The sequence below is a fragment of the Chromobacterium sp. W521 genome, from assembly GCF_052805975.1.
In genome coordinates this window covers 171,737-194,626 of sequence record NZ_JBRBAF010000008.1, presented here as the reverse complement: position 1 = coordinate 194,626, position 22,890 = coordinate 171,737, and the positions used below count along the sequence as shown (strand labels likewise).

The following is a 22,890-nucleotide window of genomic DNA, read 5'->3' as shown; positions in this document are numbered from 1 at the left end:
CCGGCCCGTATTTTTTTACAGCCTGTCGGGCACCAAAGCCCCGGCGGGCTGTCTTTGCTTGTTTCCCCGCGTTTTTGACATGGTTTCTCCGCCGATGATTCGTTCTCTGTCGCCCTGGCGCGGCCTGGCTTTTGGCGTCAGCCTGCTCACCGTCGCGCCCTTGCTGGTGATTTTATGGTCGCTGTTGGCGCCGGACTGGGAAGTGTGGCGGCATCTGTACGATTACACCTTGCCGGAGCTGCTGCTCAACACCGCGTATCTGACGGGCGGCGTCGGCGCCGGCGTGCTGCTGCTGGGCGTGCCGCTGGCCTGGCTGACCGCGGTGCATGACTTTCCTGGTCGTCGTTTCTTCCACTGGGCGTTGATGCTGCCGCTGGCGATGCCGGCCTATGTGCTGGCTTTTTCGCAGCTGGGCCTGTTCGATTTCACCGGGCCGGTGCAAACCTGGCTGCGCGAGCGTTTCGGCGATTCGTCCTGGGTGCCCAATATCCGTTCCATGCCGGGCGTGATCCTGGTGATGTCGCTGGCTTTTTATCCCTATGTCTACCTGCTGGCGCGCAACGCCTTCGCCACCATGGGCCGGCGCGCGCTGGAGGTGGGGCAGTCGCTGGGCTTGTCGCGCTGGCAGGGCTTCCGCCGCGTGGCCTTGCCGATGGCGCGGCCGTGGATCGCCGGCGGCCTGATGCTGGCGCTGATGGAGACGCTGGCGGATTTCGGCACCGTGGCCATTTTCAATTTCGACGCTTTCACCTCGGCCATCTATAAAGCCTGGTTCAGCCTGTTCTCCTTGCCGGCGGCCAAACAGCTGGCCTCGCTGCTAGTGTTGATGGTGTTGCTGCTGCTATGGCTGGAGCAACGCTCGCGCGGGCGCCGCGCCTATACCCAGGCCGGCAAGGCGGCGCCGCAGCCGCGTTTGCGCCTGGAGGGCGCCGCCGGCTGGCTGGCCGCCGCCGCCTGCGCGCTGGTGCTGACGCTGGCTTTCGCGCTGCCCTTCGGTCAGTTGCTGGTTTGGGCCGGCGCTCATCTGGCCGAGGATCTGGACGCGGACTTTTTCGGCCATGTGGCCAACTCGCTGCTGCTGGCCTCGATGGCCGCCGTCCTGGTGGCCTTCATCGCCCTGCTGTTGAGTTACGCGACGCGGCGCGACCCGACGCGCTGGACCCGGCTGTGGAGCCGGTTGGCGACGCTGGGCTACGCGGTGCCGGGCACGGTGCTGGCGGTGGGGGTGTTCGTGCCGGTGGCCTGGTTCGACAATCTATTGCTGGACTGGCTGCGGCCGTGGCTGGCGGAGGACGCCAGCGCCGTGATCAAGGGCACTTTGCTGGTGCTGATGCTGGCCTATGCGGCGCGGTTTTTGGCGGTGGGGCACTCCGCAGTGGATGCGGCCATGCATCGCATCAGCCGCAGCCAGGAAGAGGCGGCGCGCAATATGGGCTACAGCGGCCTGCGTTTGTTGGCGCGGCTGCATCTGCCGTTATTGCGCGGCGGCTTGTTCACCGCGGCGCTGATGGTGTTCGTCGATGTGATGAAGGAGATGCCGATCACCTTGATGACTCGGCCTTACGGTTGGGACACGCTGGCGGTGAGGATTTTCAATTTGACGACCGAGGGCGAATGGGAGCGCGCGGCCTTGCCAGCGGTGGCCATCGTGCTGGCCGGCTTGTTGCCGGTATGGGTGCTGTCGCGGCAGAAGGATGCGGTCTGAGATGAAGCGGATGGATATGCAAGCTTTGCTGGAGTTCGACCTGGTCAGCCAGAAGTACGGTGAGACTCGCGTGGTCGACAATATGAGTTTCGAATTGCAGGCGGGCGAGATCGCTTGCCTGTTGGGCAGCTCCGGCTGCGGCAAAACCACGGTGTTACGCTGCATTGCCGGTTTCGAGAGCCTGCTGGGCGGGGAGATCCGGCTCAACGGGGAGGTGATCAGTTCTATCCGCGAGCAAGTGCCGGCGCATCAGCGCCGCATTGGCATGGTGTTCCAGGACTACGCGCTGTTCCCGCACCTGACCGTGGCCGGCAATGTCGGCTTCGGCCTGGACGCCTTGCCCAAGAGCCAGCGCGCGGCGCGGGTGCTGGAGGTGTTGGAGGTGGTGGGGCTGGCGGAGTGGGGGCGGCGTTACCCGCACGAGCTGTCCGGCGGCCAACAGCAGCGGGTGGCGCTGGCGCGCGCCTTGGCGCCCAAACCCAGCCTGCTGTTGCTGGACGAGCCGTTTTCCAACCTGGACGTGGATTTGCGCGAACGCCTCTCGCGGGAGGTGCGCGAGATTCTGAAAAGCCAGGGCGCCACCGCCATCATGGTGACCCATGACCAGCACGAGGCCTTCGCCATCGCGGACCGCGTCGGGGTGATGCAGCAGGGTCGGCTATTGCAGTGGGACGCGCCGTACCGGCTTTATCACGAGCCGGCCACCCGTTATGTCGCCGACTTCATCGGTCAGGGCGTGTTCCTGGACGGCAAGGTGACCGGGCCGCGTTGTGTGGAACTGGAGATAGGCGAATTCTGCGGCATTGTGCCCTTGCAGTTCGAAACCGGGGACGAGGTGGATGTGCTGGTGCGGCCCGACGATGTGCAGCACGACGACGCCAGCCCGACGCGAGCCCTGGTCTGCGCCAAGGTGTTCCGCGGCGCGGAGTTCCATTACACGCTGGCGCTGCCGTCCGGCCAGCGGGTGCTGGCTCAGGTGCCCAGCCATCACGACCACGCGGTGGGGGAGGCGATAGGCATCCGGCTGGAACTGGATCATTTGATCGCTTTTCCGCGTCAGGGCTAAGAACCTGTTCAAAGTCTGCTGCGCTTCGTGAGGCCCCCACGGTGAGTACGGCTTCGTCTCGCCCCTGGCCCGCGAGCTCTTGACTCGCGAGATCGTAAACACGCTCTTAGCGTTCCAGTATCGCCTTGCGATGGCGGCGGAACACCCACTTCTCCCACAGCAGGCGGGTTGCCTCGTCGAAGGCGCCGGTAATATCGGCGCGGATCAGGTAATTGCCGTTTTCGCCCGGCGTCACCGTGCTGATGCGGGCGGCGAGGAAGAGCAGCAGCGCGGAGTCTGGATTGGGGCATAAGGCCACCAGCACCGGTTCGCTGCCGTGGTTGGCGTGGTCTGAGATCCAGGCGATGCTGTCCAGGCCCAGCCGGCAGGGCGTCAGAGGCGGGCGTTCCGGGTGACGCGACAACAGCGACACTTCCAGCGCCAGATCCAGCTTGGCCTCCAGCCTGACCAGCATCGGGTCCGCCTCGGGCAGGGTTTCGGTGGGCGCGGCCAGCACCCGCAGCGCCAGCCGGGTTTCGCGCTCTTGGCGCGCCGGGCAGATCCCGCCAGGCAGGGGCTGGACCGAGAACGGCAATTCAGCGTCGAAGCTGGCGCTGTCCAGTTCAGGAAATAAGCTCATTGGTCGGCTCCCGCTGTGGCCGTTCAGTGGTACAGGTTCAGGATGCGGTCCAGGCCGCCGTGATTGACGGCGATGTCGGCCTGGGCGCGCACCACCGGCTTGGCGTGCACGGCCACGCCGACGCCGGCTTCGGCCAGCATCTGCAAATCGTTGGCGCCGTCTCCCATCGCCAGCACCTGTTCCGGCTTCAGCCCCAGCGCTTCGCGTTGCTGGATCAGCAAGCGCTTCTTGGCTGCGGCGTCGACGATGGGGCCGCGCACACGGCCGGTCAAGGCACCGTTTTCGATCTCCAGTTGATTGGCGTAGGCGAAGTCCAGGCCCAGCTCGGCTTTCAGCCTGTCGGTGAAAAAGGTGAAGCCGCCGGACACCAGCATGAACTTGACGCCGTGGCGCTTGCAGGCGGCCAGCAGCGCCTCGGCGCCCGGCATCAACTTGACTCTTTCACGATAGACCTGTTCCAGCGCGCTTTCCGGCAGCCCGCGCAGCAGCGCCACCCGCTCGGTCAGCGAGGCGGCGAAATCCAGTTCGCCGCGCATCGAGCGCTCGGTGATGGCCGCCACCTGCGGCTTGAGGCCGTTCATGTCCGCGATTTCGTCTATGCACTCGATGGTGATCAAGGTGGAGTCCATATCCGACACCAGCAGGCCGAAATCGGCGAAGCTGCGGCCGGCTTCGACGTAAGCCCCGTCGTACCCCCATTGCTCGCACAGCGCCAGCGCAGCGGCCCGTTGCGCCGGCGCCGCGCCGCGCAGGCGCGCCACGCTGGGGCTGGGATGGTCCATATGGGTGGCCTCGACAAGGTGGGCCAGTTCATGCAGATGATGCGGGTCCAGCGTGTCGGCTTGGATCACCAGGGTATAGGCGAGGCTCATGGCGTGGCGGGTCAATGCGTGTTGGAGCGGACATTATGCCACGCCGCGTTGGCGGCTGGCTCAGTCCCGTGCCGCGCAGCGTCCGGCCCAGCGCCGCAGCAGCGCGTCCACGGACAGCAGGCCGGGGCCGAAGGCGAGCACCACGGCGATCAGCATGCCCCAGTAGTAATGGAATTCGCGCGTGGCTTCGGTCAGTCCCGGGTAGCTGATCACGGCCACTGCGTTGAGAATGAACAGGCCGGCGGCGGCGAACCGCCCGCCCAGGCCCAGCGCCAGCAGCGCGGACAGGCCCAGTTCACCTGCGGCGGCCAAGGCCGCGGCGACGGCCGGCGGCAGCAGCGGCACGTGGTATTCCTCGGTGAACAGCAGGATGGTGGTATCCCAGTCGTCTATCTTGGTCAGGCCGGACTTGAAGAACACATTGGCGATCCACAGCCGGAACAGCAGCAAGAGCAGCGGCTGCAGCAGGTCGCCGCCGCTGATCAGCCAGCGGTACGGGGTGCTGAGGCGGGAGCAAGTCAAGGGGTTCATGGCGGGTGTCTCCTGTGTGTTGAGTATGGTTCAGCGGCGGCGCATGGCAAGCCGCGGGCGTGCGTATCCCCTCCATGCCCGCAAGCTTGGATGAGATTCGGTGCTTAGAACCTGTTTACGATCTGCTGCGCTGCGTGGAGCGTTACACGGTGAGTGCGCCTTCGAAATGCTCATGTACCACTCGTACATTCCGCTTCCTCAGCCGTTTTCGCCTTGTCTCGCTCTTGCTCGCGAGATCGTGAACAGGCTCTTGGGGTTTAAGCGTGTTTACAGTGTGACGTCTTGGATCAGTCGCTGTTGGAACAGCCGCAGCAGGCCGGCTTGCAGATCGAAGCCCGCTTCGGCGGCCAGCGCCTGTTCCACCGCGGCCTCCAGCGTTGCGCCGTCGCGGAAGGCCTGTAGCAGCGCGGCCAGGCCGGCGCCGACGATTTCGACCTGAACCCGGCCTTGTAGGCGGTAGATCAGCATCGCCTCCGGCTGGCTGTGCAGGTCCACGTTCAGTTCCACCGGTTGGCGCTGGTGGGCCAGCCAGATCGACGCCGCCGGCCAAGGGCTGAGCAGGGCGGCGACATCGGGCAGCGGCCGCAGCTTGAGTTCGCCCCAGCGCTGTTGCGGGAAGGCGGCGAGCGCGGCGCTGTCGGCCGGCGCCGCGTCGGCGGCGTAGTAGGCGCGGTGAACCCGCCATTCCAGTCGAGCGACGTCGGCCAGATAGGGCAGTTCGCGCGCGTGTTCGAAGCCGGCGACGAAGTCGCCGAAGGCGGCGCCGTACAGGTGCAGATTGCCGCTGAGCGACGGGTGGCCGCCGATGAAGACGCGGGCCAGGCCGGTGAAGAAGTCCCCGCCCACCAGTTGGAGGCAGACCGGGTAGATGAAGGCCAGGGTGTCGATCAAGCCCACCCGGTAGTTGTTGCGGTAAACCGCGAGCCCGGCCGGGTTCAGCGCCGGCGCGGTTTCCGCCGAGAGAGACGGATCGGCGATCCGCTCCAGCAGCTCCGCCTGCCAATCAGACCAGTTCATGCGCGGCCTCCAGAATGGCTTGAGCCTTGGCGGCCTCGCCGCGCAAGGTGGCCAGCGGCGGAATCTCCAGGTCCCATTCGATCAAGGTGGGGCGCGGCCCCAGCCGGGCAATGGCCTCGCGGTACAGTTGCCAGACGCCGTCGTGCACTGGCTGGCTGTGGGTGTCCACCAGCATGCCTTCGCGTTCGCTGTAGCCGGCAAGGTGGATTTCGCCTATCGCCGCCGCCGGCAGCGCGTCCAGCACCGCGTCCGTGTCCACACCCAGATTGACGCGGTTGACGTAGAGATTATTGATGTCCAGCAGGATGCCGCAGCCGGTGCGGCGCACCAGTTCCGCCAGGAATTCGCCCTCGTGCATCTCGTTGCCGGGGAATTCCAGATAGCTGGACAGGTTTTCCAGCAGGATGGGGCGGCCCAGCGCGTCCTGGGTTTCCGCGACGTGGCCGGCGATCACCGCCAGCGATTCGCGGGTATAGGGAATGGGCAGCAGGTCGTTGACGAAGCGGCGTTCGGAATGGTTGAAGGACAGGTGTTCCGACACCGCCGCCGGCTGCACGGCGTCCACCAGCCGCTTGAGCGAGGCCAGATGGGCCGGGTCCGGACGCGCGGCCGAGCCCAGGCCCAGGCCGACGCCGTGCAGCGACAGCGGCCAACAGGCGGCCACTTCGCGCAGCATGCTCCAGGGCATGCCGCCGTCGAAGAAGTTCTCGCTGTGCACTTCCACCCAGCCCAGGTCCGGGCGCTTGTCCAGCGCTTCGCGATAGTGCGGGGCGCGCAGGCCGATGCCGCAGACCGCGGGAAGCTTGGTTTCCATCATCATTCCCCTCGGGTCGCCCGCCACGGCGGCAGCCCGGCGGCACGATCAGGATTGTTTGGGCGGCGGCGTGGTGCGGCCACCCAGGCTCTCGCATGTGCCCTTGGGCACGTTGTGCCACTCATTGGGATCATTGTCGACCTTGGCTTCGCCGGCGCAATAATGGGCTCCGTCGGCGGACGCGCAGTCGTTCTTGCCGGCCGGGGTGACGCCGTAGCATTTTTCCTTGGGCTGCGGCGCGTCCTCGGCCTGGGCCGAGGCGGCGACGCCCAGCGCAATGACGGCGCCGACGGCGGAGGCAAGCAGTTTGCGAGCGGTGTTCATGTCAGTCTCCTGTGAGGTAGGTGCGGGCCCGCCTTGGAGAGCATTTCCAGGCCGGCGGTTGGCAAACCTCGCTGAGACTACATGAATTTAAAATTCGTTCTTTCAGATTTCGTTCAGACTCCGTCCGGCGCGCGACGAAGGCCGCGCGCCGGACGGATCCGGCTTACTTCTTGGGAGCGGTGCTGCCGCCCATTTTCTCGCAGCTGCCTTTGGCCACGTATTTCCAGTCGCCCGGGTCCTTGTCCATCTTGGCCTGACCGGCGCAGGAGTGCGCGCCGGTGGCGGACGCGCAGTCGTTCTTGCCGGCCTGGGCGATGCCGTAGCATTTCTCTTTATCGGCGGCGGCCGCCGGAGCGGAGGCCAGCGCGCCGAGGGCGACGACGGCGCCGAGGGCGGATGCGATCAGGGTTTTGCTGGTACTCATGGTGTTTCTCCTGTTTAACGGCCGGAGGCCGAATCATGATGGGGTGATTATAAACGAGCCAGTCTGCCGGGCTCTCGCATTGAGAAAGCTTGCCGGGTCCGGACATTCATTAAGTCGGGGTCGTTTCCGGCTTCTTACACTGTAGTCGCGATTTTTTTTATCGCGGCGCCAGATGTGGTCGGCAGTCCTTCCTGGCCATGAGTCGATGTTGGCGAGGCCTTATTACAGCGGAGCGCGATATTTTTTGAGGGAGGAGCGAAGTGGAGCGGGGGAGGCGGATAAAGATTGGGCCCCGAAGGGCCCGGCAAGTTCAGCGGATATTGGTAACTTTATGTGTCTGAACCGACAGCCGCCAGCGCGGGTGCGCCATGCAGTAGGCGATGGCGGCGCGGGTGTTGGCCGCAAGGTTCGGGCCGTCCATGGGCTGCAGATAGAAGGTGTCGAAGTCCAGCTGTTCTACGGTTTCCGGCATCTGCGTCGCCTGCGGGTAGACCAGCTTGAGTTCGTCGCCGCTGCGCAGCAGCAGCTCCGCACCGGCCTTGGGGCTGACGCAGATCCAGTCCAGCCCCGGCGGCGCGGCCACCGTGCCGTTGGTTTCCACCGCCACTTCGAAGCCGCGCTGGTGCAGTTCGGCGATGAGCTGGGCGTCCAGCTGCAGCAGCGGCTCGCCGCCGGTGCACACCACATAGGGCGTGCCGCCCGCGCCGGCCGGCCATTCCGAGGCGATGCGCTCGGCCAGCGCCGCCGCGCTCTTGAACTTGCCGCCGTCCGGACCGACGCCGACGAAGTCGGTGTCGCAGAATTGGCAGACCGCCTTGGCGCGGTCCTCTTCGCGGCCGGACCACAGATTGCAGCCGGCAAAGCGGCAGAACACCGCGGCGCGGCCGGCCTGGCGGCCCTCGCCCTGCAGCGTATAGAAGATTTCCTTGACCGTGTAAGTCGTCACAGTGCGTTCTCTACATGAATGAGGTGGGCTTGGAGCGTGTGCATGATCTTGCGAGCTAAGGCGAGCCACGTTTCACGACGCGCAGCGGATCGTAAACAGGTTCTTACAGCAGCGGCCAGCGCATGGCGTCGCGGAACATCAGCGACACGCCGCGCAGCTCTTGCTCCATCAGATCGATGCGCGCCAGTTCCGGCACCAGCGGGGACAGGTGGGCGTGCACCCATTCCGCCACCGAGACGCTGTCGCCGCCGCGCACGCCGCTGAGCTGGTCCAGCGGATTGTGGTCCAGTTGGCGGTAGAGGGGCTTGAAGCGGTCCTTGACGTCGCCGAAGTCCAGCAGCCAGCCCATGGCCTGGTCCAGTTCGCCGCTGAGCATCAGCCGGACCAGGTAGCTGTGGCCGGTGTAGGCGCCCTTGTCGTCGAAGGGCCTGGCGCTTTCGAAGCGCTGCTCTTTCCAGATGCGGAAGCGCTGGCCGTCGAACTGGCTGCCGGCGCTATGAGTTTCTCGCACCTCCACCCATGCCAGACCCGGCAGCGTGTCGGCCAGCCGCTGGTGCAGCCACTGAGCCAACACTTCGCTGGTGGGGTTGTCCAGGCCGCCGATGTCGTTGAGGTAGCGGTGATTGAGTTCCAGGAACAACGGCTTCCAGGCGGCTTCCAGCCGCGGGTGGCCGCTTAGCCTGGCGTCGGCGGCCAGGCGCACGCCGAAGCCGTGGCCGTGCAGACGGCCGCATTTGTGGCCAGCCGGCACATGGGGTAGTTGATGGGCGGCTTCGAACTGAACCTGTATCCAATTCAGAGCGGTGTCGCCGTCCAGGGCCACGCCGCGTTGCGGCGAGCTTTGCAGGCTCAGCGTCGCCGGGCAGGGCAGGGCGGCGCGCAGGTGGGCGGCTAGCGCCAGATCGTCGCATTGGGCCAGCTGGCGGTTCAGGTCGGCGTAGTCCAGCGGCGCGACGGCGGCGTCCAAAGCCGCCTGTAGTTGTTCGTGACCGGGGTATTGGGCATCGGCGCGGGCGATGACGCGGAAGCTGTGGCCGTGCGGGCGCGCGGTGAGATCGGGCGCGCCGTTCACCTGCCGGGCGGCTTCGAAGCGGGCGCCGGCGATCAAGTTGGAGGTGTGCATCTTAGTCCTCCCGGCGAGTTTGGCAGCGGACGATCAGCGGGTCGGGCACGCCGGCTTCGGCGAAACCCTTGGCGCGCAACTCGCAAGACGCGCAATGGCCGCAAGGCGGCACCTGTCCGTTATAACAGGTGTGGCTCCAGGATAATGCGTCCATCGCGCCAACTTGTTGCGCCAAAGCGACGGTTTCCGCCTTGGACAGATACATCAGCGGCGCGTGCAGCTCCACTCTGCTGTCCATGCCCAGCCGCAAGGCCACTTCCAGCGCCTTGAGGGTGTTTTCGCGGCAATCGGGATAGCCGGAATAATCGGTTTGCGCGACGCCGGCGACCAGGTGGCGCGCGCCGCGGGTATAGGCCAGCGCGGCGGCGAAGGTCAGGAAGATCAGGTTGCGGCCGGGCACGAAGGTGTTGGGCAGCGCGTCGTCGTCGCGGGCGCCGTCTTCCGGCGCAATGTCGGCGTCGGTCAGCGCGTTGCCGCCGATGGCGGCGAAGGTGTCGATGGGCAGCACGGTTTGGCGCACGTCGGCGAGCGCGGCGATCTTGCGCGCGCAGTCCAGCTCGACGCGATGGCGCTGGCCGTAGTCGAAGGTCACGGCCTCGACATTGCCATGGCCGAAGGTTTGCAAGGCCCAATACAGGCAGGTAGTGGAGTCCTGGCCGCCGGAAAGGACGACCAGAGCCTTTTCAGGTGTCTGATTCATTGTGTTCGCCATTCGATAAACAGTCGAAGGTTGAGTTGCGGAGCCGGGCGCGGCGCGGGCCTGCCGGCATGTCGCCTGCCTGGATCGGTCTCACCAAGCAGGGCAACCCGTTACTTTAACCTAGAACAGGCTGTTTTATGAAGCGTGCCAAAAATCAGACAGCCGCCGATTCTGTGTCGGCAGGGGCGCTTTTCTTGATTGAAATCATGTCTTCGTCATGTAATTAATGACTTTCGCATTCGAAATATGTTTGCGATCCATTTTAATAAACACGTGATGACAAAGGGGTTGGGTGTGCCGGAAGCCTTGCCGGGCCACAAGCGCGGCGGGACTGGCCGGTGGTCCCACCAGGAGAAGATCAATGAAAAAATTGTTGCCGATTCCGTTGTTCGTGATGGCTTTGGGGAGCGGCCTGGTTCAGGCGCATGATCTGCAAGTGAGCGTGGCCAAGCAGCAGGCCTCGGTGGCGGCGGATCAGGATGTCGAGGTGGTGTTGAATTACCGCAATACCGGCAAGGAAACCTTGCGCATCTACAAGTGGTATGTGCCGGGGCAGGAACTGCAGGAACAGATTTTCGAGGTGAGCCGCGACGGCAAGCCGGTGAGCTATCTGGGACCGCGTTACAAGCGCGCTGTGCCCACCATCAAGGATACCGTGGCGCTGGCGCCGGGCGCTTCGCTGAGCGTCAAGGTCAAGGTGTCCGACTACTACGATATGTCGAAAAGCGGCCGTTTCGACGTGCGCTTTCTGGCGGCCAGCTCCCGCGTGCTGAACCGCTCCGCGCCGCAGCTTAACGCCAAGATCGCCTCCGGCGCGGACGCCGCGGTGGCCGACGAGGTGTTGAGTTCCAACACCGCCAGCGTGTCGGTGGTCGGCCGCACCAGCAAGCTGCTGAAGCAGTCGCTGGACGCGCAGCGCGAATGGTCCATTCTCAGCCGCAAGGCCGCCGCGTCCAGCGTCACTTACGCGGCCAATTGCTCGGTGACCCAGCAAAGCCAGACCAACGGCGGGGTCAGCGCGGCCATCAATATGGCCAACGATTCGGTCAGCTATTTGTCCGGTTCCCCGTCCGGCACTCCGCGCTACACCACATGGTTCGGCAATTACACGTTGGCCAACTGGAACACCGCCAAGTCCCACTATGTCAGCATCAAGGACGCGCTGGACACCAAACCGATCAGCATCGATTGCGGTTGCACCCAGGCCGGCACTTACGCCTACGTCTATCCTGCGCAACCGTACAAGATCTATCTGTGCGGCGCTTTCTGGACCGCGCCGACCAGCGGCACCGACTCCAAGGGCGGCACCCTGGTGCATGAGTTGTCTCACTTCACCGTGGTGGCGGGCACCAGCGATCACGTCTATGGTCAGACCGGCGCCAAGAACCTGGCTAAAACCAACCCGACCCAGGCCTTGAACAACGCGGACAGCCACGAATACTTCGCCGAAAACACCCCGGCTCAGCAGTAAGCTTTCCCTTGAGCAATGAGAAACGGCCGCCTGCGGGCGGCCGTCTTGTCTTTGTCGAGCGATGGGTTTAACGGCGTTTCAACGCCGTATCGCCGACGGGCAGCAGACTTTGAACAAGTTCTCAGGCCGGCACCAGCGCCAGCGTGCCCAGCACCACAATCACCAGGCCCACGATCACCGGCACCGAGGTGCGCTTGACGATCTCGAACGGCGACACCTGGCCCATGCCGGCGCAGGCCACCACCACGCCGGACACCGGCGACACGGTGCGGCCCAGATTGGACGCCTGAAGCATGGGGATGGCGAGGAAGGCGGGGTTGATGCCGGCTTCGGCCGCCAGCTTGGGGATCAGCTCCACAAAGGCGTAGAAGGGGGCGTTGCCGGAACCGGTGGTCAGCGCCGCCAGCGTGGTGATCGCCACCAGCACCAGCATCAACACCATGGCGCCGGAGCCGAAGGACTGCGCCAGGCCGATCAACTGATTGATGAAGCCCAGCGCGGACAGGCCGTGGGCGAACACGCCAGCGGCCACGATCAGCATCACCACGCTGCTGAAGGCGTCGCCCATGCCTTTGTAAGCTACTTCCAGTCCGGCGAACACCGGCGCGGCGCGGCGATGGCGCAGGAACTCCACCAGCGCGGCCAGCGCGATACACAGGATCAATACGGTGACGATGTGCAGTTCCGGAGCCAGTTTGCCGTTGAACACCAGCACGCCGGCAATCGGCGTGAACGGCAGCAGGCAGTACAGCGACGGCGCATCGGTGACGATTTCATGCACGTCCTGGCGCGTCAGCGGCAGGTTTTCCTTGCGGTCCAGGTAGCGCTGCCAGAAGAAGTGGGCGCAGCCTATGCTGGCGATGGCCAGCAGGGAAATGGGCAGCGTGGTCTTGAAGGCGAAGTCGATCAGCGGCATGCCCGAGGCTTGGGCGGCAATCACCACGTCACCGGAGGTGGGCGACAAGATCAACGCCGCCGGCGACGCGCAGATGGCCGCGGCTGCGCCGCGGCTGATGCCCATGTTCACCATGAGCGGGAACAAGGTGGCCATCAGCAATACGCCCAGGCCGGTGGCGGAAGACACCGCCAGCGACAGCAGACAGGCGACGAAGTAAGCCGCCACCATCAGCACGTAAGGGGACTTGATGCGGCTGAGCGGCTTGGAGGCCAGTTTGACCACCATGTCGTTGGCGCCGATATGGGTCATATAGCCGGCGAAGCCGCACAGCGCCATCACCATCAGGCCCAGGTCCGCGGCGCGGCTGCTGAGCAGGGATTTGACGAACTCGGCGATGTCGGTGGCGGCGTGACCGGTGGCGGCCACGTTTTTGGGCAATACCGGCAAGCCTTGCAAGGCGGTGGCGACCAGCAGCGCCAGGCCGCCCAGCATCAGCACGCCGGTGGCGGAGTAGCCTTTGAAAATAGCCCGGCCCACCAGCAGCGTGACTATCGTGCCTATCAGTAATTCCATATCCAGCTCAATGTAAATAACAAAATTATAATTTACTAAAAAATATGAATGAGCATATTTTTAGATGAATCAAGATTGATATGGGGCAAGAACGCGGCGCGCGGCTGTGCTTGGCAAAGATGGAAGAGGGGAGCTTGGTGTTTGCAGGAGGTGTGGAGCGTGCAGGGGAGCAACCCCCTAAGAACCTGTTTACGATCTGCTGCGCTTCGTGAAGCGTTGCGCGGTGAGTGCAAGCTCAAAATGCTCATGCACCGTGCGCACACTCCGCTTTTTCAGCCGCTTTCGCCTTGTCTCGCCATAGCCCGAGAGATCGTAAGCACCTTTTAAGTCTCTTTCTGGACCGGGGGCTGACCGAAATTGATCAGCGCCACCGTCACCTGCTCTTTGGCCGAGACCAGGTCGTGGTAAGCGACGTGAAGCATATTCATGCTTTCCAGCACCTGATGAGTTTCATTGAAGCCGCACTCCAGGCTTTGCCGCGCGACGGCCAGGAAGATGAATAGCTGTTGCATCGGCGATTGTTTGGGGTGTTGCTGCCGGTAGAGGGCGAACAACTGGTAGAAGTCGCGCATGATCCGTTCCGCCGCGTAGCAGGGGTTGTGTTCCAGCCCCAGGCCGGTCAGCAGGTCCTTGCCCATTAGCGGCAGGTCCAGCGCGCAGCTGAGCGGGTCCATTACCGCGTGGTGGAATAAGTCCAGAAATTGCTTGTCGGCGGAAAAACGGCTGTCGGCGACGGGATTGGCCGAGGCGGGGGCGGGCTCGCGCTGGCGGCCTTGCTTTCCGCCATGCTCCTGTTGCGAGAGCGAGTGTCCGGCGGAACGGCCGGCCTGGGTCAGGGTAACAGGCAGGATGGGCATGACGGTCTCCTTGCGAGCATGCCGCCGGTCTGGCTGGCGGCGTTCGGCCGGAAACGCAGTCTGGGTCTGATTCGTTTCCCCGGCCATGCCTTATTTTCGGCAGGGCCGGCGGAAACTTTATTTTTAATTTAACAATATATGAAGTTTAAACAAATTATTGATTAAGACGCCGCTATCCATCAGCCGGCGTTGGAGTCGCTCTGTTGCTGGGGCTTCATGCTGGCGACGAAATCGTCGAAGCCTTTATTGACCAGATCGCGGGTTTTCTTGACCTCGTCGGCGATATTGCCGTTGAACACCTTGAGGCCGTTGAGGACGTCCACGGCCTCGGCATAGCCTTTTTCGAAGCCGCCGCGCACGATGTCGACGAAATTCTTGGCCTGCTCTTCCTGGCTCAGCTCCGGATGCTGCTTGGCGTAGGTGCTGAAGAAGCTGAGCGCGCCGGACAAGATGCGCTGGGACGTGCCTTCCGGCGAATTGTCCTCGCTCAACTTCTGCTGCAGGATGTTGGGCGTTTGCTGAGCGCCCTGGGCGCTTTGCGTGTTGTCGGCCCCGCCGCTGCCGCCGGCGGCGTTCAGTTGGTCGGAGAGGATCTGATTGATGCTGTCGATCGCGGTGCGGTAGAGCAGGGACAGCGATTTGCCGTCGGTATTGGTGGAAACGTCCAGATTGGCCACCAGTTGCGCGTTCAATTGATTGCGCGCGGTGGCGGAGCTGCTGCCTGTTGGCGCTGTGGCGGCGCTTTGGCCGCTTTGTTTCAGCGGCAGGTCGGCCCCGCTCTGGCCGTTCAAGGGATTGATGGACATGTTGCGCTCCTAAGCGATAAAGGGCGTGTAGGCACGGAAGCCATGCAGGCTTGTTGTTTGTCGCGCCAATGGGCGCAACGATGCGGAGGGATGCCAGTCCCTCAGTATGGCCTTATTTTCGGCGAGGCCGGCGGAAACTTGAGGCTTATTTCGGTGTGTGCGATCGGCGGACTCTGGTTTTGAAAGCCGGCGGCCGCCGGCTTCCGGAGCCGCCGCTTAACGATGCTGTTTTTGACGGCGCAGGAAATTGACCGCCAGGTCCGGGAAGTCGCTGAAGGCACCGTCCACCTGGGCGCGGTTGTACACCGCGTCCAGCAACTGGTCCATATTCTTGGCGTAGGCCGGCAGCGCGTCCTTGCGCAGGGTGTAGGGGTGGATCGCCAGGCCGTTGGCGTGCGCGGCGCGGCTCATGCCGGTGAGCTTGATCTTGTCCGGTGTCGAAGTCTTGTCTATCAGCATCGGGTATTGCGGGCCGATGCCGTCGGCGTACTTGGCGATTTCCTTCATGCCTTCCGGACGGAACATCCAGTCATAGCTGTAGTTCACCCACTGGCCGGCGGCGTTCTGCTCGAAGGTTTCCTGCCAGTCGGTATAGGCGATCAGTTGCACCAGTTTGAGGTCCATGCCGGCCTTGGGCATCAACTCGGTCTTGATGCGCTTGAGTTCGTTGAAGTCGAAGCACTGTAGATAGACCTTGTCGTTCTTGCCGGTGTAGCCGTAGCGCTTCAGCACTTCCAGCGCCTTCACCGTGATGTCCTTGCCTTCCTGGCGGTGGAACCACGGCGCCTTGATCTCCGGGTACAGGCCGATGTCGCGGCCGGTGGAGTGGTTCAGGCCCTGGATGAATTCGATTTCATCTTCAAAAGTGTGGATGCGGAAATCGGACTTGCCCATCGGGAAGCGGCTGGGGTAGGTCTGTCGCTTGACGCCCTTGTCGATGTCGAAGCCTTCGGTGAAGCGCAGCGATTTGATCTCGGCCAGGGTGAAGTCGATCGCGTAATAGCGGCCGTCCTTGCGCGCGCGCTCGGGAAAGCGTTCGGCCACGTCGGTGACGCGGTCCAGGTAATGATCGTGCAGCACGATCAGCCTGTCGTCCTTGGTCATGACCAGGTCTTGCTCCAGATAATCCGCCCCTTGGGCGTAGGCCAGCGCCTTGGACGGCAGCGTGTGTTCCGGCAGGTAGCCGCTGGCGCCGCGGTGGGCGATGACGATTTTGTCGGCGGCCTGGGCGGACGCGGCCAGGCCGATGGCCAGCGCGACGGCGGCGAGCAGGGGTTTGCAAGCGAATGACATGGATTCTCCCTTATATATAAGTTCGCAACGGACGTTGGCGCGACGCCATGATGGGATGCGCGGATGTCGGCGTGATGAAATCCGGTCAGTCCATCGGCATCGCCATGGTTTTGTTTTGATGAAAAGGAGTAGGACGATAGGGTATCGCCGCGCCGGCGACAAGCCCCTCCGGCGCGGTAGTTTTGAAGATGTTCACGCTCTTGCGGCGGCCGCGAGGCAAGCGGTTTTCACGCTTTTCTCCATGGTTCCCGCCGACGCGTAGCGGAGCGTGAACACGTTCTTAGAGCCTGTTCCAAGTCTCGCGAGCGAGAGCGAGACAAGGCGAAAATCGCTGAGAAAGCGGAGTGTACAAGTGGTACATGAGCATTTCGAAGCGGTTTTTAACGCCGTATCGCTGAAGCGCAGCAGACATTGAACAGGTTCTTACAACTCCACCGCCTGCCGGGTCCTCAAGGCCTCGGTAATGGCCAGGCCGATGCGGGTGGCTTCGCGGGCGTCGGCCAGGCTCAGGGCCAGCGGCTGGTCCAGGCGCGCGGCATCGACGAAATGCTGCAACTCCAGCGCGAAGGCTTCAGCGAAGCGCTGGTAGAAGTCCGTTACGCACTCGTTGCGCACGCCGTGGCGGTCGCTGATCTCCACGCGGTTGGCGCGCGGGTTGGCGCCCACGCTCAGCCGGCCCTGGGTGGCGAAGATCTCGGTCAGCGTCTCGTGGCCGTGCGCCTGAGTGCGCGAGGCGTAGAAGCAAGCCAGCTTGCCGCCCTCGAACTCGCACATCGCCACGCCGTTGTCCACATCGCCGTATTGCGCCAACGCGCCGTGCACCGCGTTGACGCCGCTGGCCCACACCCGCAGCGGGCGCGGCGCGCCCAGCAGCCAGCGCGCCAGGTCGATGTCGTGGATGCTGCAATCCATGAAAATGCCGCCGCTGCTGGGCGCGAACTGCACGAAGAAGCCGCTGTCGTCGTTGAGGTCGCAAGTCTGCGAGCGCACCAGATAGGGCTGGCCCACCAGGCCTTGCGCCAGTTTGGCGGCGGCGTCCTGGTAACTGGGGTCGAAACGGCGGACGAAACCCACCATGGCCTTGAGTTCCGGGCGGTGGGCGGCGGCGCGCTCCACCCGCAGGCAATCATCCAGGTTCAGCGCCAGCGGTTTTTCGCAGAACACATGTTTGCCGGCGTCCAGGCAGGCGATGATCTGCTCGGCGTGGAGGGCGGTGGGCGTGGCCAGCAGCACCGCGTCCAGCCCCGGTTCGGCCAGCAGGCCCTCCAGCGCGGCGTGGCCGGCGGCGTCGGGCAGCTCCCGCCGCGCCCAGTCGAGTTCCTCTTGCAGCGGCGAGCAGACGCCGATCACGCGCGCGCCGGCGATGCGGTCGCGCAGATTGAGCGCGTGGCGGCGGCCCAGCCGGCCCAGGCCGGCGACGCCGAGGTTCAATGTAGACATGACAAGCCCCCCCTGTTGAGTTAGACCTGATCCAGTTCGACAACCCGGCCCAGCCGCCAGGAGCGGGTGGCGGCGTCGGCCAGCTCCAGCGCGCGCACGCCGTCTTCCACCGCGGTGCGCGGCGCGGCGCCGTCGCGCATCACCTCCAGGAAGTGTGCCATCTCGGCGGCGTAGGCTTGGCGGTAGCGTTCCAGAAAGAAGGGCTCGGGCAGGTCTGCGGCCACGGCGCGTTCGCCGTAGGCGGTGACCTCGGTGGGGCGGTGGTTGCCGGCCTGCAGCATGCCGCGGCTGCCCAGCACTTCAAAGCGCTGGTCGTAGCCGTAGGCGGCGCGGCGGCTGGTGTTGATCTGGCACAGCCGGCCCTGGCGGGTGCGCAGCGTCACCGCCGTGCTGTCGGCGTCGCCGGCGGCGGCGATGGCCGGGTCGCTCAGCGCGCTGGCGCTGGCGTGCACGCTGACGACTTCGTCGTCCAGGATCCAGCGGCAGATGTCGAAGTCGTGGATCAGCATGTCCTTGAAGATGCCGCCGGAGCGGCGGATATAGTCCAGCGGCGGCGCGCCGGGGTCTCGGCTGGTGACGATGAGCATTTCCGGCGCGCCGATTTCGCCGGCTGCCAGCCGGGCCTTGAGCGCCGCGAACGTGGGGTCGTAGCGGCGCTGGAAGCCGATCAGGCAGGGCACGCCGGCCGTCGCCACCGCCCGCGCGCACTGGCGCGCGCGTTCCAGTTCCAGGTCCACCGGTTTTTCGCAGAAGATGGCTTTGCCGCGCGCGGCGGCGGCCAGGATCAGCTCGGCGTGGGTGTCGGTGCTGGAGGCGATGACCACGGCGCGCACTGCCGGATCGTCCAGCGCCTGTTCCGCGGAGCAGGCCTCTGCGCCGTGGACGGCGGCCAGTTCCCGCGCCGCCGGCGCATGGCTGTCCACCACGTATTTGAGCCGCATGCCCGGCAGGCGGGCGAGGTTGGCGGCGTGGATCTTGCCGATGCGGCCGGCCCCGAACAGCGCTGTGTCAATCATCGTATCCTCCAGTCTCCTTGGTTTCTTCTATGTTCAGCTCCAGCCGGCAGGCCAGCGCGATGAACAGCGCCTGGCACAGACAGATGGTGCTGGTCAGCGAACGGAAGGCGAAGGCGGAGCCTTCCCGGACCGTCAATACCGCGTCGGCCCCGCGCGCCAGCGGGCTGAGCTGGCTGTCGGTGATCACCAACTGCTTGGCCTTGTGTTGTGCCGCCACCCGCGCGCAATAGCGGCTTTCCTTGCCGTAGGGCTGGAAGCTGATGGCGATCAGCACGTCTTTTTCTCCAATGCTGCGGATCTGCTGCGGAAACATGCCGCCCAGGCCGGATAGCAAATGCACTTTTTTGGCGGTGTGCTGTAAGGCGTAGGCGATGTAGGAGGCGATGGGAAACATGCGCCGCACCCCGGCCACGTAGATGTTGTCGGCGTTCAATAGCAGCTCCACCGCTGCTTCCAGCTGCGCCTCGTCCAGCGAGGCGTCCAGCTCTTGCAGCCCTTGTTGGCAGGCGGCGATGAAGTCGCGGGTCATGCCGCCGGCGGAGCGTTGCTCATCCCGGTTGGCGATCAGGCTCTGGATGCGCTGCCGGTAATTGGGTTGCGGCGCGCCCTGTGGCGTAAATGCGTCACGAAACAGCGCCTGCATGTCGGAAAAGCCGGCGAAGCCGAAGCGCTGGGCGAAGCGGACGATGGCGGAGGGCTGCACCTCGCAAGCCTGAGCGATGTCGGTAATGCGTTGCAGCATCAGCGTGCCCCGATGCTGCTCCACGTAAGCGGCAATCACTTTCAACTGCTTGCTCAGCGTGTCGTATTCGGCTGCGATGCGCTGCATCAATTCCTCCGCGGGGGCGGTATTGGCCATGAGCGGGCTTTCCTAAGGTTTTGGCCAGTATACGTTTTGTCCTTGTGTTCGAAAATAATTTTCTATTGAAAAACAATTTTGGAAAATTATTTGCAGAGTAGAGCGAAAGCTCTTAAGGTGATTTCACGCCCGGCGCCGACTGCGTCCGCGGCCGACACCATAGCGGGCTCCACGATGGGCCGGCGGAGAATAAGGAGGAGAGAGATGCAGCAGCGATCCTGGACTTGCAAGTGGAAGCGGGCTCTGCCCGCGGCGGCGCTGGCGCTTTGCGCGCTGGCTCAAGCCGCGCAGGCGGCCGACGCCCGCCTGGTACTGATCAGCCACGCGCCGGATTCCGACGCCTGGTGGAACACCATCAAGAACGCCATCAAGCAGGCCGGCGAGGATTTCAACGTGCAGGTGGATTACCGCAACCCGCCCAACGGCGACCTGGCCGACATGGCGCGGCTGATCGAGCAGGCGGCGGCGCGGCGTTACGACGGCGTGATCGCCAGCATTGCCGATTACGACGTGCTGAAGCGGCCGCTGGGCCAGGTGGTGGCCAAGAAAATCCCGCTGATTACCATCAATTCCGGCACCGTAAAGCAAAGCGAAAGCCTGGGCGCGGCCCTGCACGTCGGCCAGCCAGAATACGACGCCGGCTTCGATTCCGGCAAGCAGGCCAAGGCCGCGGGCATCAAGACCTTTCTCTGCGTCAACCATTACGCCACCAACCCGGCCTCTTTCGAGCGCTGCAAGGGCTTCGCCGACGCCATCGGCGCCGATGTGCGCAAATCCACCCTGGACGCCGGCGACGACCCCACCGGCATCGAGAGCAAGGTCAGCGCCTATCTGCGCAACAACCCCGGCACACAAGCGATGCTGACTTTGGGGCCAACCTCGGCCAGCCCCTCGATCAAGGCGGTGAAGAAGATGGGCCTGGCCGGCAAGCTTTACTTCGCCACCTTCGACCTGTCCGAGGACATCTCCAAGGCGATCAAGGACGGCACCATCAAGTTCGCCATCGACCAGCAGCCCTATCTGCAGGGCTATATCCCGGTAGCGGCCTTGGCCATCATGAAACGCGACAAGACCACGGACCCGGCCAAGGTGGAAGCCGCGCTCAAGGCCAGCCCCAAGTTCCAGGCCAGGCTGAAGGAGTACGGGCTGGCGCCCCTCTACAAGGGCCGCCACATCAACTCCGGCCCCGGTTTCGTCACCAAGGACAATATCGCCAAGGTGGAGAAGTACGCCGGGCAGTACCGCTAGCCGCCGTTTTCCGATGGATCTGACGCCCGGCGCCGCGACGGTTCCGAGGCGGGGAGCATAGCAATGAGCATGAGCAAGGCCAGCCCGGGCAAGGCCGCGGGCATCCGTATGGCGCCGCCCGGCGACGATGAAAGAGTGCGGCGGCTGTCGCTGTTCGACCGGCTGATGGGCCGGCCGGAATTCGCCGCCGTCGCCGGCGCGGTGCTGGTGTTCGTGGTGTTCGGCGTGGGCGCAGGCGGTTCCGGCATGTTCGCGGTGGACGGCATCGTCAACTGGTCGCAGGTGGCGGCCTATCTCGGCATCATCGCCATCGGCGCCTGCCTGCTGATGATAGCCGGCGAGTTCGATCTGAGCCTGGGCTCGATGATAGGCTTCGCCGGCATGATGGTGGCGATTCCGCCGCTGTACTTCGGCTGGCCGTTCTGGCTGGCCATCCTGTTCGCCTTCGCCGGCTCGCTGGCGGTGGGCTGGCTCAACGGCTATCTGGTGCTCAAAACCCGGTTGCCGTCCTTCATCGTCACCCTGGCTTTTCTCTTCATCCTGCGCGGCCTGACGCTGGCGCTGTCCATCCTGTTCGCCAACCGCACCATCGTCAGCGGCGTCGGCGACCTGGCGGCGGCGGACCCGCTGGCGCAATGGCTGTTTGTCGGCCATGTCGGCGCCGGCCTGTTCCACTGGCTGGCCGGCATCGGCGCCATCGCCTCCCTGCCGGACGGCGGCGCGGCGGCGGCCGGCGTGCCCAAGGTGCTGTTGTGGTGGCTGGCGTTGGCGGGGATTGCGGCCTTTGTGCTGGCGCGCACCCGGATCGGCAACTGGATCTTCGCCGCCGGCGGCGACGCCAACGCGGCCAAGAACGTGGGGGTGCCGGTCAAGCAGGTGAAGATAGGCCTGTTCATGTTCACCGCCTTTTGCGCCTGCTTGTTCGCGGTGCTGCAAGTGTGCGACGTGGGCTCCGCCGCCGCCGACCGCGGCCTGCAAAAGGAGTTCGAGGCCATCATCGCCGCGGTGATAGGCGGCTGTCTGCTCACCGGCGGCTACGGCTCGGTGGTGGGCGCCTGTGTCGGCGCGCTGATCTTCGGCGTGGTGCAGATCGGCATTACCTACACCAATATCAACTCCGACTGGTTCCGCGTCTTCCTCGGCCTGATGCTGTTGATGGCGGTGTTGTTCAATCACTATGTCCGACGCCGCGTGACGGAGGCCAAATGAGAGCCGACCCTCGATCCGCTGCGCGTCATCGATACGGCGTTGGAAACCGCTTCGAAATGCTCATGTACCAACCGTACATTCCGCTTTCTCAGCCGTTTTCGCCTTGTCTCGCTCTAACTCGCGAGCTCGTGAACCGGCTCTGGGTCACAACCGGCAAAATCCCTGCGGCCGCGTTGCGCTTCCTTGCCGTACTCGATGCACTGTCCGCGTCGGCGCGCCTTGCCGCGGCCGCAGCCCCGAACAACCCTGGCCAGCGGCCGCAAGGAGTCGAATATGAAATCGCGTGACGACTACATCCTGGAGCTGGATCAGGTCAGCAAGACCTTCGGCTCGGTGATCGCCTTGCAGAAGGTGGATCTGCAACTGCGCCGCGGCGAGGTGCATTGCCTGCTGGGCGACAACGGCGCCGGCAAGTCCACGCTGATCAAGACCCTGGCCGGCGTGCACCGGCCCAGCGGCGGCGAATACCGGGTGGACGGACAGCCGGTGCGCTTCGAATCGCCGCGCCAGGCGCTGGATTTGGGCATCGCCACCGTCTACCAGGATCTGGCCCTGGTGCCGCTGATGTCGGTGGCGCGCAATTTCTTCCTGGGGCGGGAGCCGTTGAAGAAGTGGCTGGGCTTGCTGCCGGTGCTGGATCTGGAACTGGCCGGCGAAGTGGCGCGCGACAAGCTGGCGGAAATGGGCATCCACATCCGCGATCCCCACCAGGCGATAGGCACTTTGTCCGGCGGCGAAAAGCAATGCCTGGCCATCGCCCGCGCCATTCACTTCGGCGCGAGGGTGCTGATCCTGGACGAGCCCACCGCCGCGCTGGGCGTCAAGCAGAGCGTCAATGTGCTAAAGCTGATTTCCAAGGCGCGCGAGAAGGGCATCTCGGTGATCTTCATCACCCACAACGTCAACCACGCTTATCCGATAGGCGACCGCTTCACCCTGCTCAACCGCGGCCGTTCGCTGGGCACTTACGCCAAGGACTCGGTCAGCAAGGAGGAAGTGCTGGACATGATGGCCGGCGGCGCAGAAATGCAGAAACTGATGGCCGAGCTGGACGGCGTCCATATCTGAAAGGTAGATCT

23 protein-coding genes are annotated in these 22,890 nt (G+C 64.5%); 6 read left to right on the top strand and 17 right to left on the bottom strand.

Going from position 1 to position 22,890, the window contains the following annotated elements:
• Positions 1-94: 94 nt before the first annotated feature.
• Together ACUXV1_RS14565 and ACUXV1_RS14560 are read left to right on the top strand one after the other, a co-directional pair.
• Positions 95-1,705, top strand: coding sequence for an ABC transporter permease (locus ACUXV1_RS14565; RefSeq protein ID WP_446015712.1), 1,611 nt, complete (start codon positions 95-97; stop codon positions 1,703-1,705).
• Position 1,706: 1 nt separating this feature from the next.
• Positions 1,707-2,771 carry an ABC transporter ATP-binding protein gene (locus ACUXV1_RS14560; protein ID WP_446015711.1) on the top strand — a complete coding sequence of 355 codons (1,065 nt, stop codon included), beginning with the start codon at positions 1,707-1,709 and terminating at the stop codon, positions 2,769-2,771.
• Positions 2,772-2,877: 106 nt separating this feature from the next.
• Here ACUXV1_RS14560 and ACUXV1_RS14555 read toward each other — a convergent pair whose 3' ends face one another.
• From ACUXV1_RS14555 to queC, 10 genes are all read right to left on the bottom strand, one after another.
• Positions 2,878-3,390, bottom strand: coding sequence for a hypothetical protein (locus tag ACUXV1_RS14555; protein WP_446015710.1), 513 nt, complete (start codon positions 3,388-3,390; stop codon positions 2,878-2,880).
• 23 nt (positions 3,391-3,413) lie between these two features.
• A complete protein-coding gene (serB, locus tag ACUXV1_RS14550) occupies positions 3,414-4,262 on the bottom strand; it encodes a phosphoserine phosphatase SerB (protein ID WP_043590365.1) in 849 nt (282 codons plus the stop codon).
• Between the two features lie 60 nt (positions 4,263-4,322).
• Positions 4,323-4,793, bottom strand: coding sequence for a DoxX family membrane protein (locus ACUXV1_RS14545; protein ID WP_446015709.1), 471 nt, complete (start codon positions 4,791-4,793; stop codon positions 4,323-4,325).
• Positions 4,794-5,060: 267 nt separating this feature from the next.
• Positions 5,061-5,810: an HvfC/BufC family peptide modification chaperone gene (locus tag ACUXV1_RS14540; protein ID WP_446015708.1), complete on the bottom strand. Its 750-nt coding sequence runs from the start codon at positions 5,808-5,810 to the stop codon at positions 5,061-5,063.
• The gene (bufB, locus tag ACUXV1_RS14535; RefSeq protein WP_231138311.1) at positions 5,797-6,624 is read right to left on the bottom strand and encodes an MNIO family bufferin maturase; all 828 of its coding nucleotides are present in this window, start codon (positions 6,622-6,624) and stop codon (positions 5,797-5,799) included. Before bufB ends, ACUXV1_RS14540 begins: the two co-directional genes overlap by 14 nt.
• A gap of 48 nt (positions 6,625-6,672) precedes the next feature.
• Positions 6,673-6,948, bottom strand: a complete 276-nt coding sequence (locus ACUXV1_RS14530) for a BufA1 family periplasmic bufferin-type metallophore (protein WP_019101487.1) — start codon at positions 6,946-6,948, stop codon at positions 6,673-6,675.
• 163 nt (positions 6,949-7,111) lie between these two features.
• A complete protein-coding gene (locus ACUXV1_RS14525) occupies positions 7,112-7,372 on the bottom strand; it encodes a BufA1 family periplasmic bufferin-type metallophore (RefSeq protein ID WP_043590359.1) in 261 nt (86 codons plus the stop codon).
• A 310-nt stretch (positions 7,373-7,682) separates the two neighbouring features.
• On the bottom strand, positions 7,683-8,318 hold the full coding sequence (gene queE, locus ACUXV1_RS14520; protein WP_043590358.1) for a 7-carboxy-7-deazaguanine synthase: 636 nt from the start codon (positions 8,316-8,318) through the stop codon (positions 7,683-7,685).
• Positions 8,319-8,421: 103 nt separating this feature from the next.
• Positions 8,422-9,441 carry a 6-pyruvoyl trahydropterin synthase family protein gene (locus ACUXV1_RS14515; RefSeq protein WP_446015707.1) on the bottom strand — a complete coding sequence of 340 codons (1,020 nt, stop codon included), beginning with the start codon at positions 9,439-9,441 and terminating at the stop codon, positions 8,422-8,424.
• A 1-nt stretch (position 9,442) separates the two neighbouring features.
• Complete coding sequence (gene queC, locus ACUXV1_RS14510; protein WP_203391436.1) at positions 9,443-10,141, bottom strand: 7-cyano-7-deazaguanine synthase QueC; 699 nt, start codon at positions 10,139-10,141, stop codon at positions 9,443-9,445.
• A 361-nt stretch (positions 10,142-10,502) separates the two neighbouring features.
• Between queC and ACUXV1_RS14505 the strand changes: the two genes are divergently transcribed.
• Complete coding sequence (locus tag ACUXV1_RS14505; RefSeq protein WP_446015706.1) at positions 10,503-11,612, top strand: M35 family metallo-endopeptidase; 1,110 nt, start codon at positions 10,503-10,505, stop codon at positions 11,610-11,612.
• Between the two features lie 121 nt (positions 11,613-11,733).
• Here ACUXV1_RS14505 and dcuC read toward each other — a convergent pair whose 3' ends face one another.
• From dcuC to ACUXV1_RS14470, 7 genes are all read right to left on the bottom strand, one after another.
• Entirely contained in the window at positions 11,734-13,083 is a 1,350-nt protein-coding gene (gene dcuC / locus ACUXV1_RS14500) for an anaerobic C4-dicarboxylate transporter DcuC (protein ID WP_446015705.1), read from the bottom strand.
• A gap of 323 nt (positions 13,084-13,406) precedes the next feature.
• The gene (locus ACUXV1_RS14495; RefSeq protein ID WP_161524137.1) at positions 13,407-13,940 is read right to left on the bottom strand and encodes a DUF5610 domain-containing protein; all 534 of its coding nucleotides are present in this window, start codon (positions 13,938-13,940) and stop codon (positions 13,407-13,409) included.
• A 179-nt stretch (positions 13,941-14,119) separates the two neighbouring features.
• Positions 14,120-14,746, bottom strand: a complete 627-nt coding sequence (locus ACUXV1_RS14490) for a DUF5610 domain-containing protein (protein ID WP_081557137.1) — start codon at positions 14,744-14,746, stop codon at positions 14,120-14,122.
• A gap of 216 nt (positions 14,747-14,962) precedes the next feature.
• Positions 14,963-16,039 (bottom strand): glycerophosphodiester phosphodiesterase, encoded by a 1,077-nt coding sequence (glpQ, locus tag ACUXV1_RS14485; protein ID WP_446015704.1) that lies wholly within the window; start codon positions 16,037-16,039, stop codon positions 14,963-14,965.
• Positions 16,040-16,462: 423 nt separating this feature from the next.
• Positions 16,463-17,479 (bottom strand): Gfo/Idh/MocA family oxidoreductase, encoded by a 1,017-nt coding sequence (locus ACUXV1_RS14480; protein ID WP_446015703.1) that lies wholly within the window; start codon positions 17,477-17,479, stop codon positions 16,463-16,465.
• A 20-nt stretch (positions 17,480-17,499) separates the two neighbouring features.
• On the bottom strand, positions 17,500-18,495 hold the full coding sequence (iolG, locus tag ACUXV1_RS14475; protein WP_446015702.1) for an inositol 2-dehydrogenase: 996 nt from the start codon (positions 18,493-18,495) through the stop codon (positions 17,500-17,502).
• A complete protein-coding gene (locus ACUXV1_RS14470) occupies positions 18,488-19,354 on the bottom strand; it encodes a MurR/RpiR family transcriptional regulator (RefSeq protein ID WP_019101473.1) in 867 nt (288 codons plus the stop codon). The genes iolG and ACUXV1_RS14470 overlap by 8 nt, the downstream gene beginning before the upstream one ends.
• 204 nt (positions 19,355-19,558) lie before the next feature.
• Here ACUXV1_RS14470 and ACUXV1_RS14465 point away from each other — a divergent pair, with 204 nt between their 5' ends.
• The 3 genes from ACUXV1_RS14465 to ACUXV1_RS14455 all read left to right on the top strand — a co-directional run bounded on the left by ACUXV1_RS14465 (position 19,559) and on the right by ACUXV1_RS14455 (position 22,879).
• Positions 19,559-20,602: a sugar ABC transporter substrate-binding protein gene (locus tag ACUXV1_RS14465; protein WP_043633192.1), complete on the top strand. Its 1,044-nt coding sequence runs from the start codon at positions 19,559-19,561 to the stop codon at positions 20,600-20,602.
• Positions 20,603-20,665: 63 nt separating this feature from the next.
• Positions 20,666-21,811 carry an ABC transporter permease gene (locus ACUXV1_RS14460; RefSeq protein WP_114152106.1) on the top strand — a complete coding sequence of 382 codons (1,146 nt, stop codon included), beginning with the start codon at positions 20,666-20,668 and terminating at the stop codon, positions 21,809-21,811.
• Positions 21,812-22,084: 273 nt separating this feature from the next.
• A complete protein-coding gene (locus ACUXV1_RS14455) occupies positions 22,085-22,879 on the top strand; it encodes an ATP-binding cassette domain-containing protein (RefSeq protein ID WP_114152108.1) in 795 nt (264 codons plus the stop codon).
• Positions 22,880-22,890 lie beyond the last annotated feature (11 nt).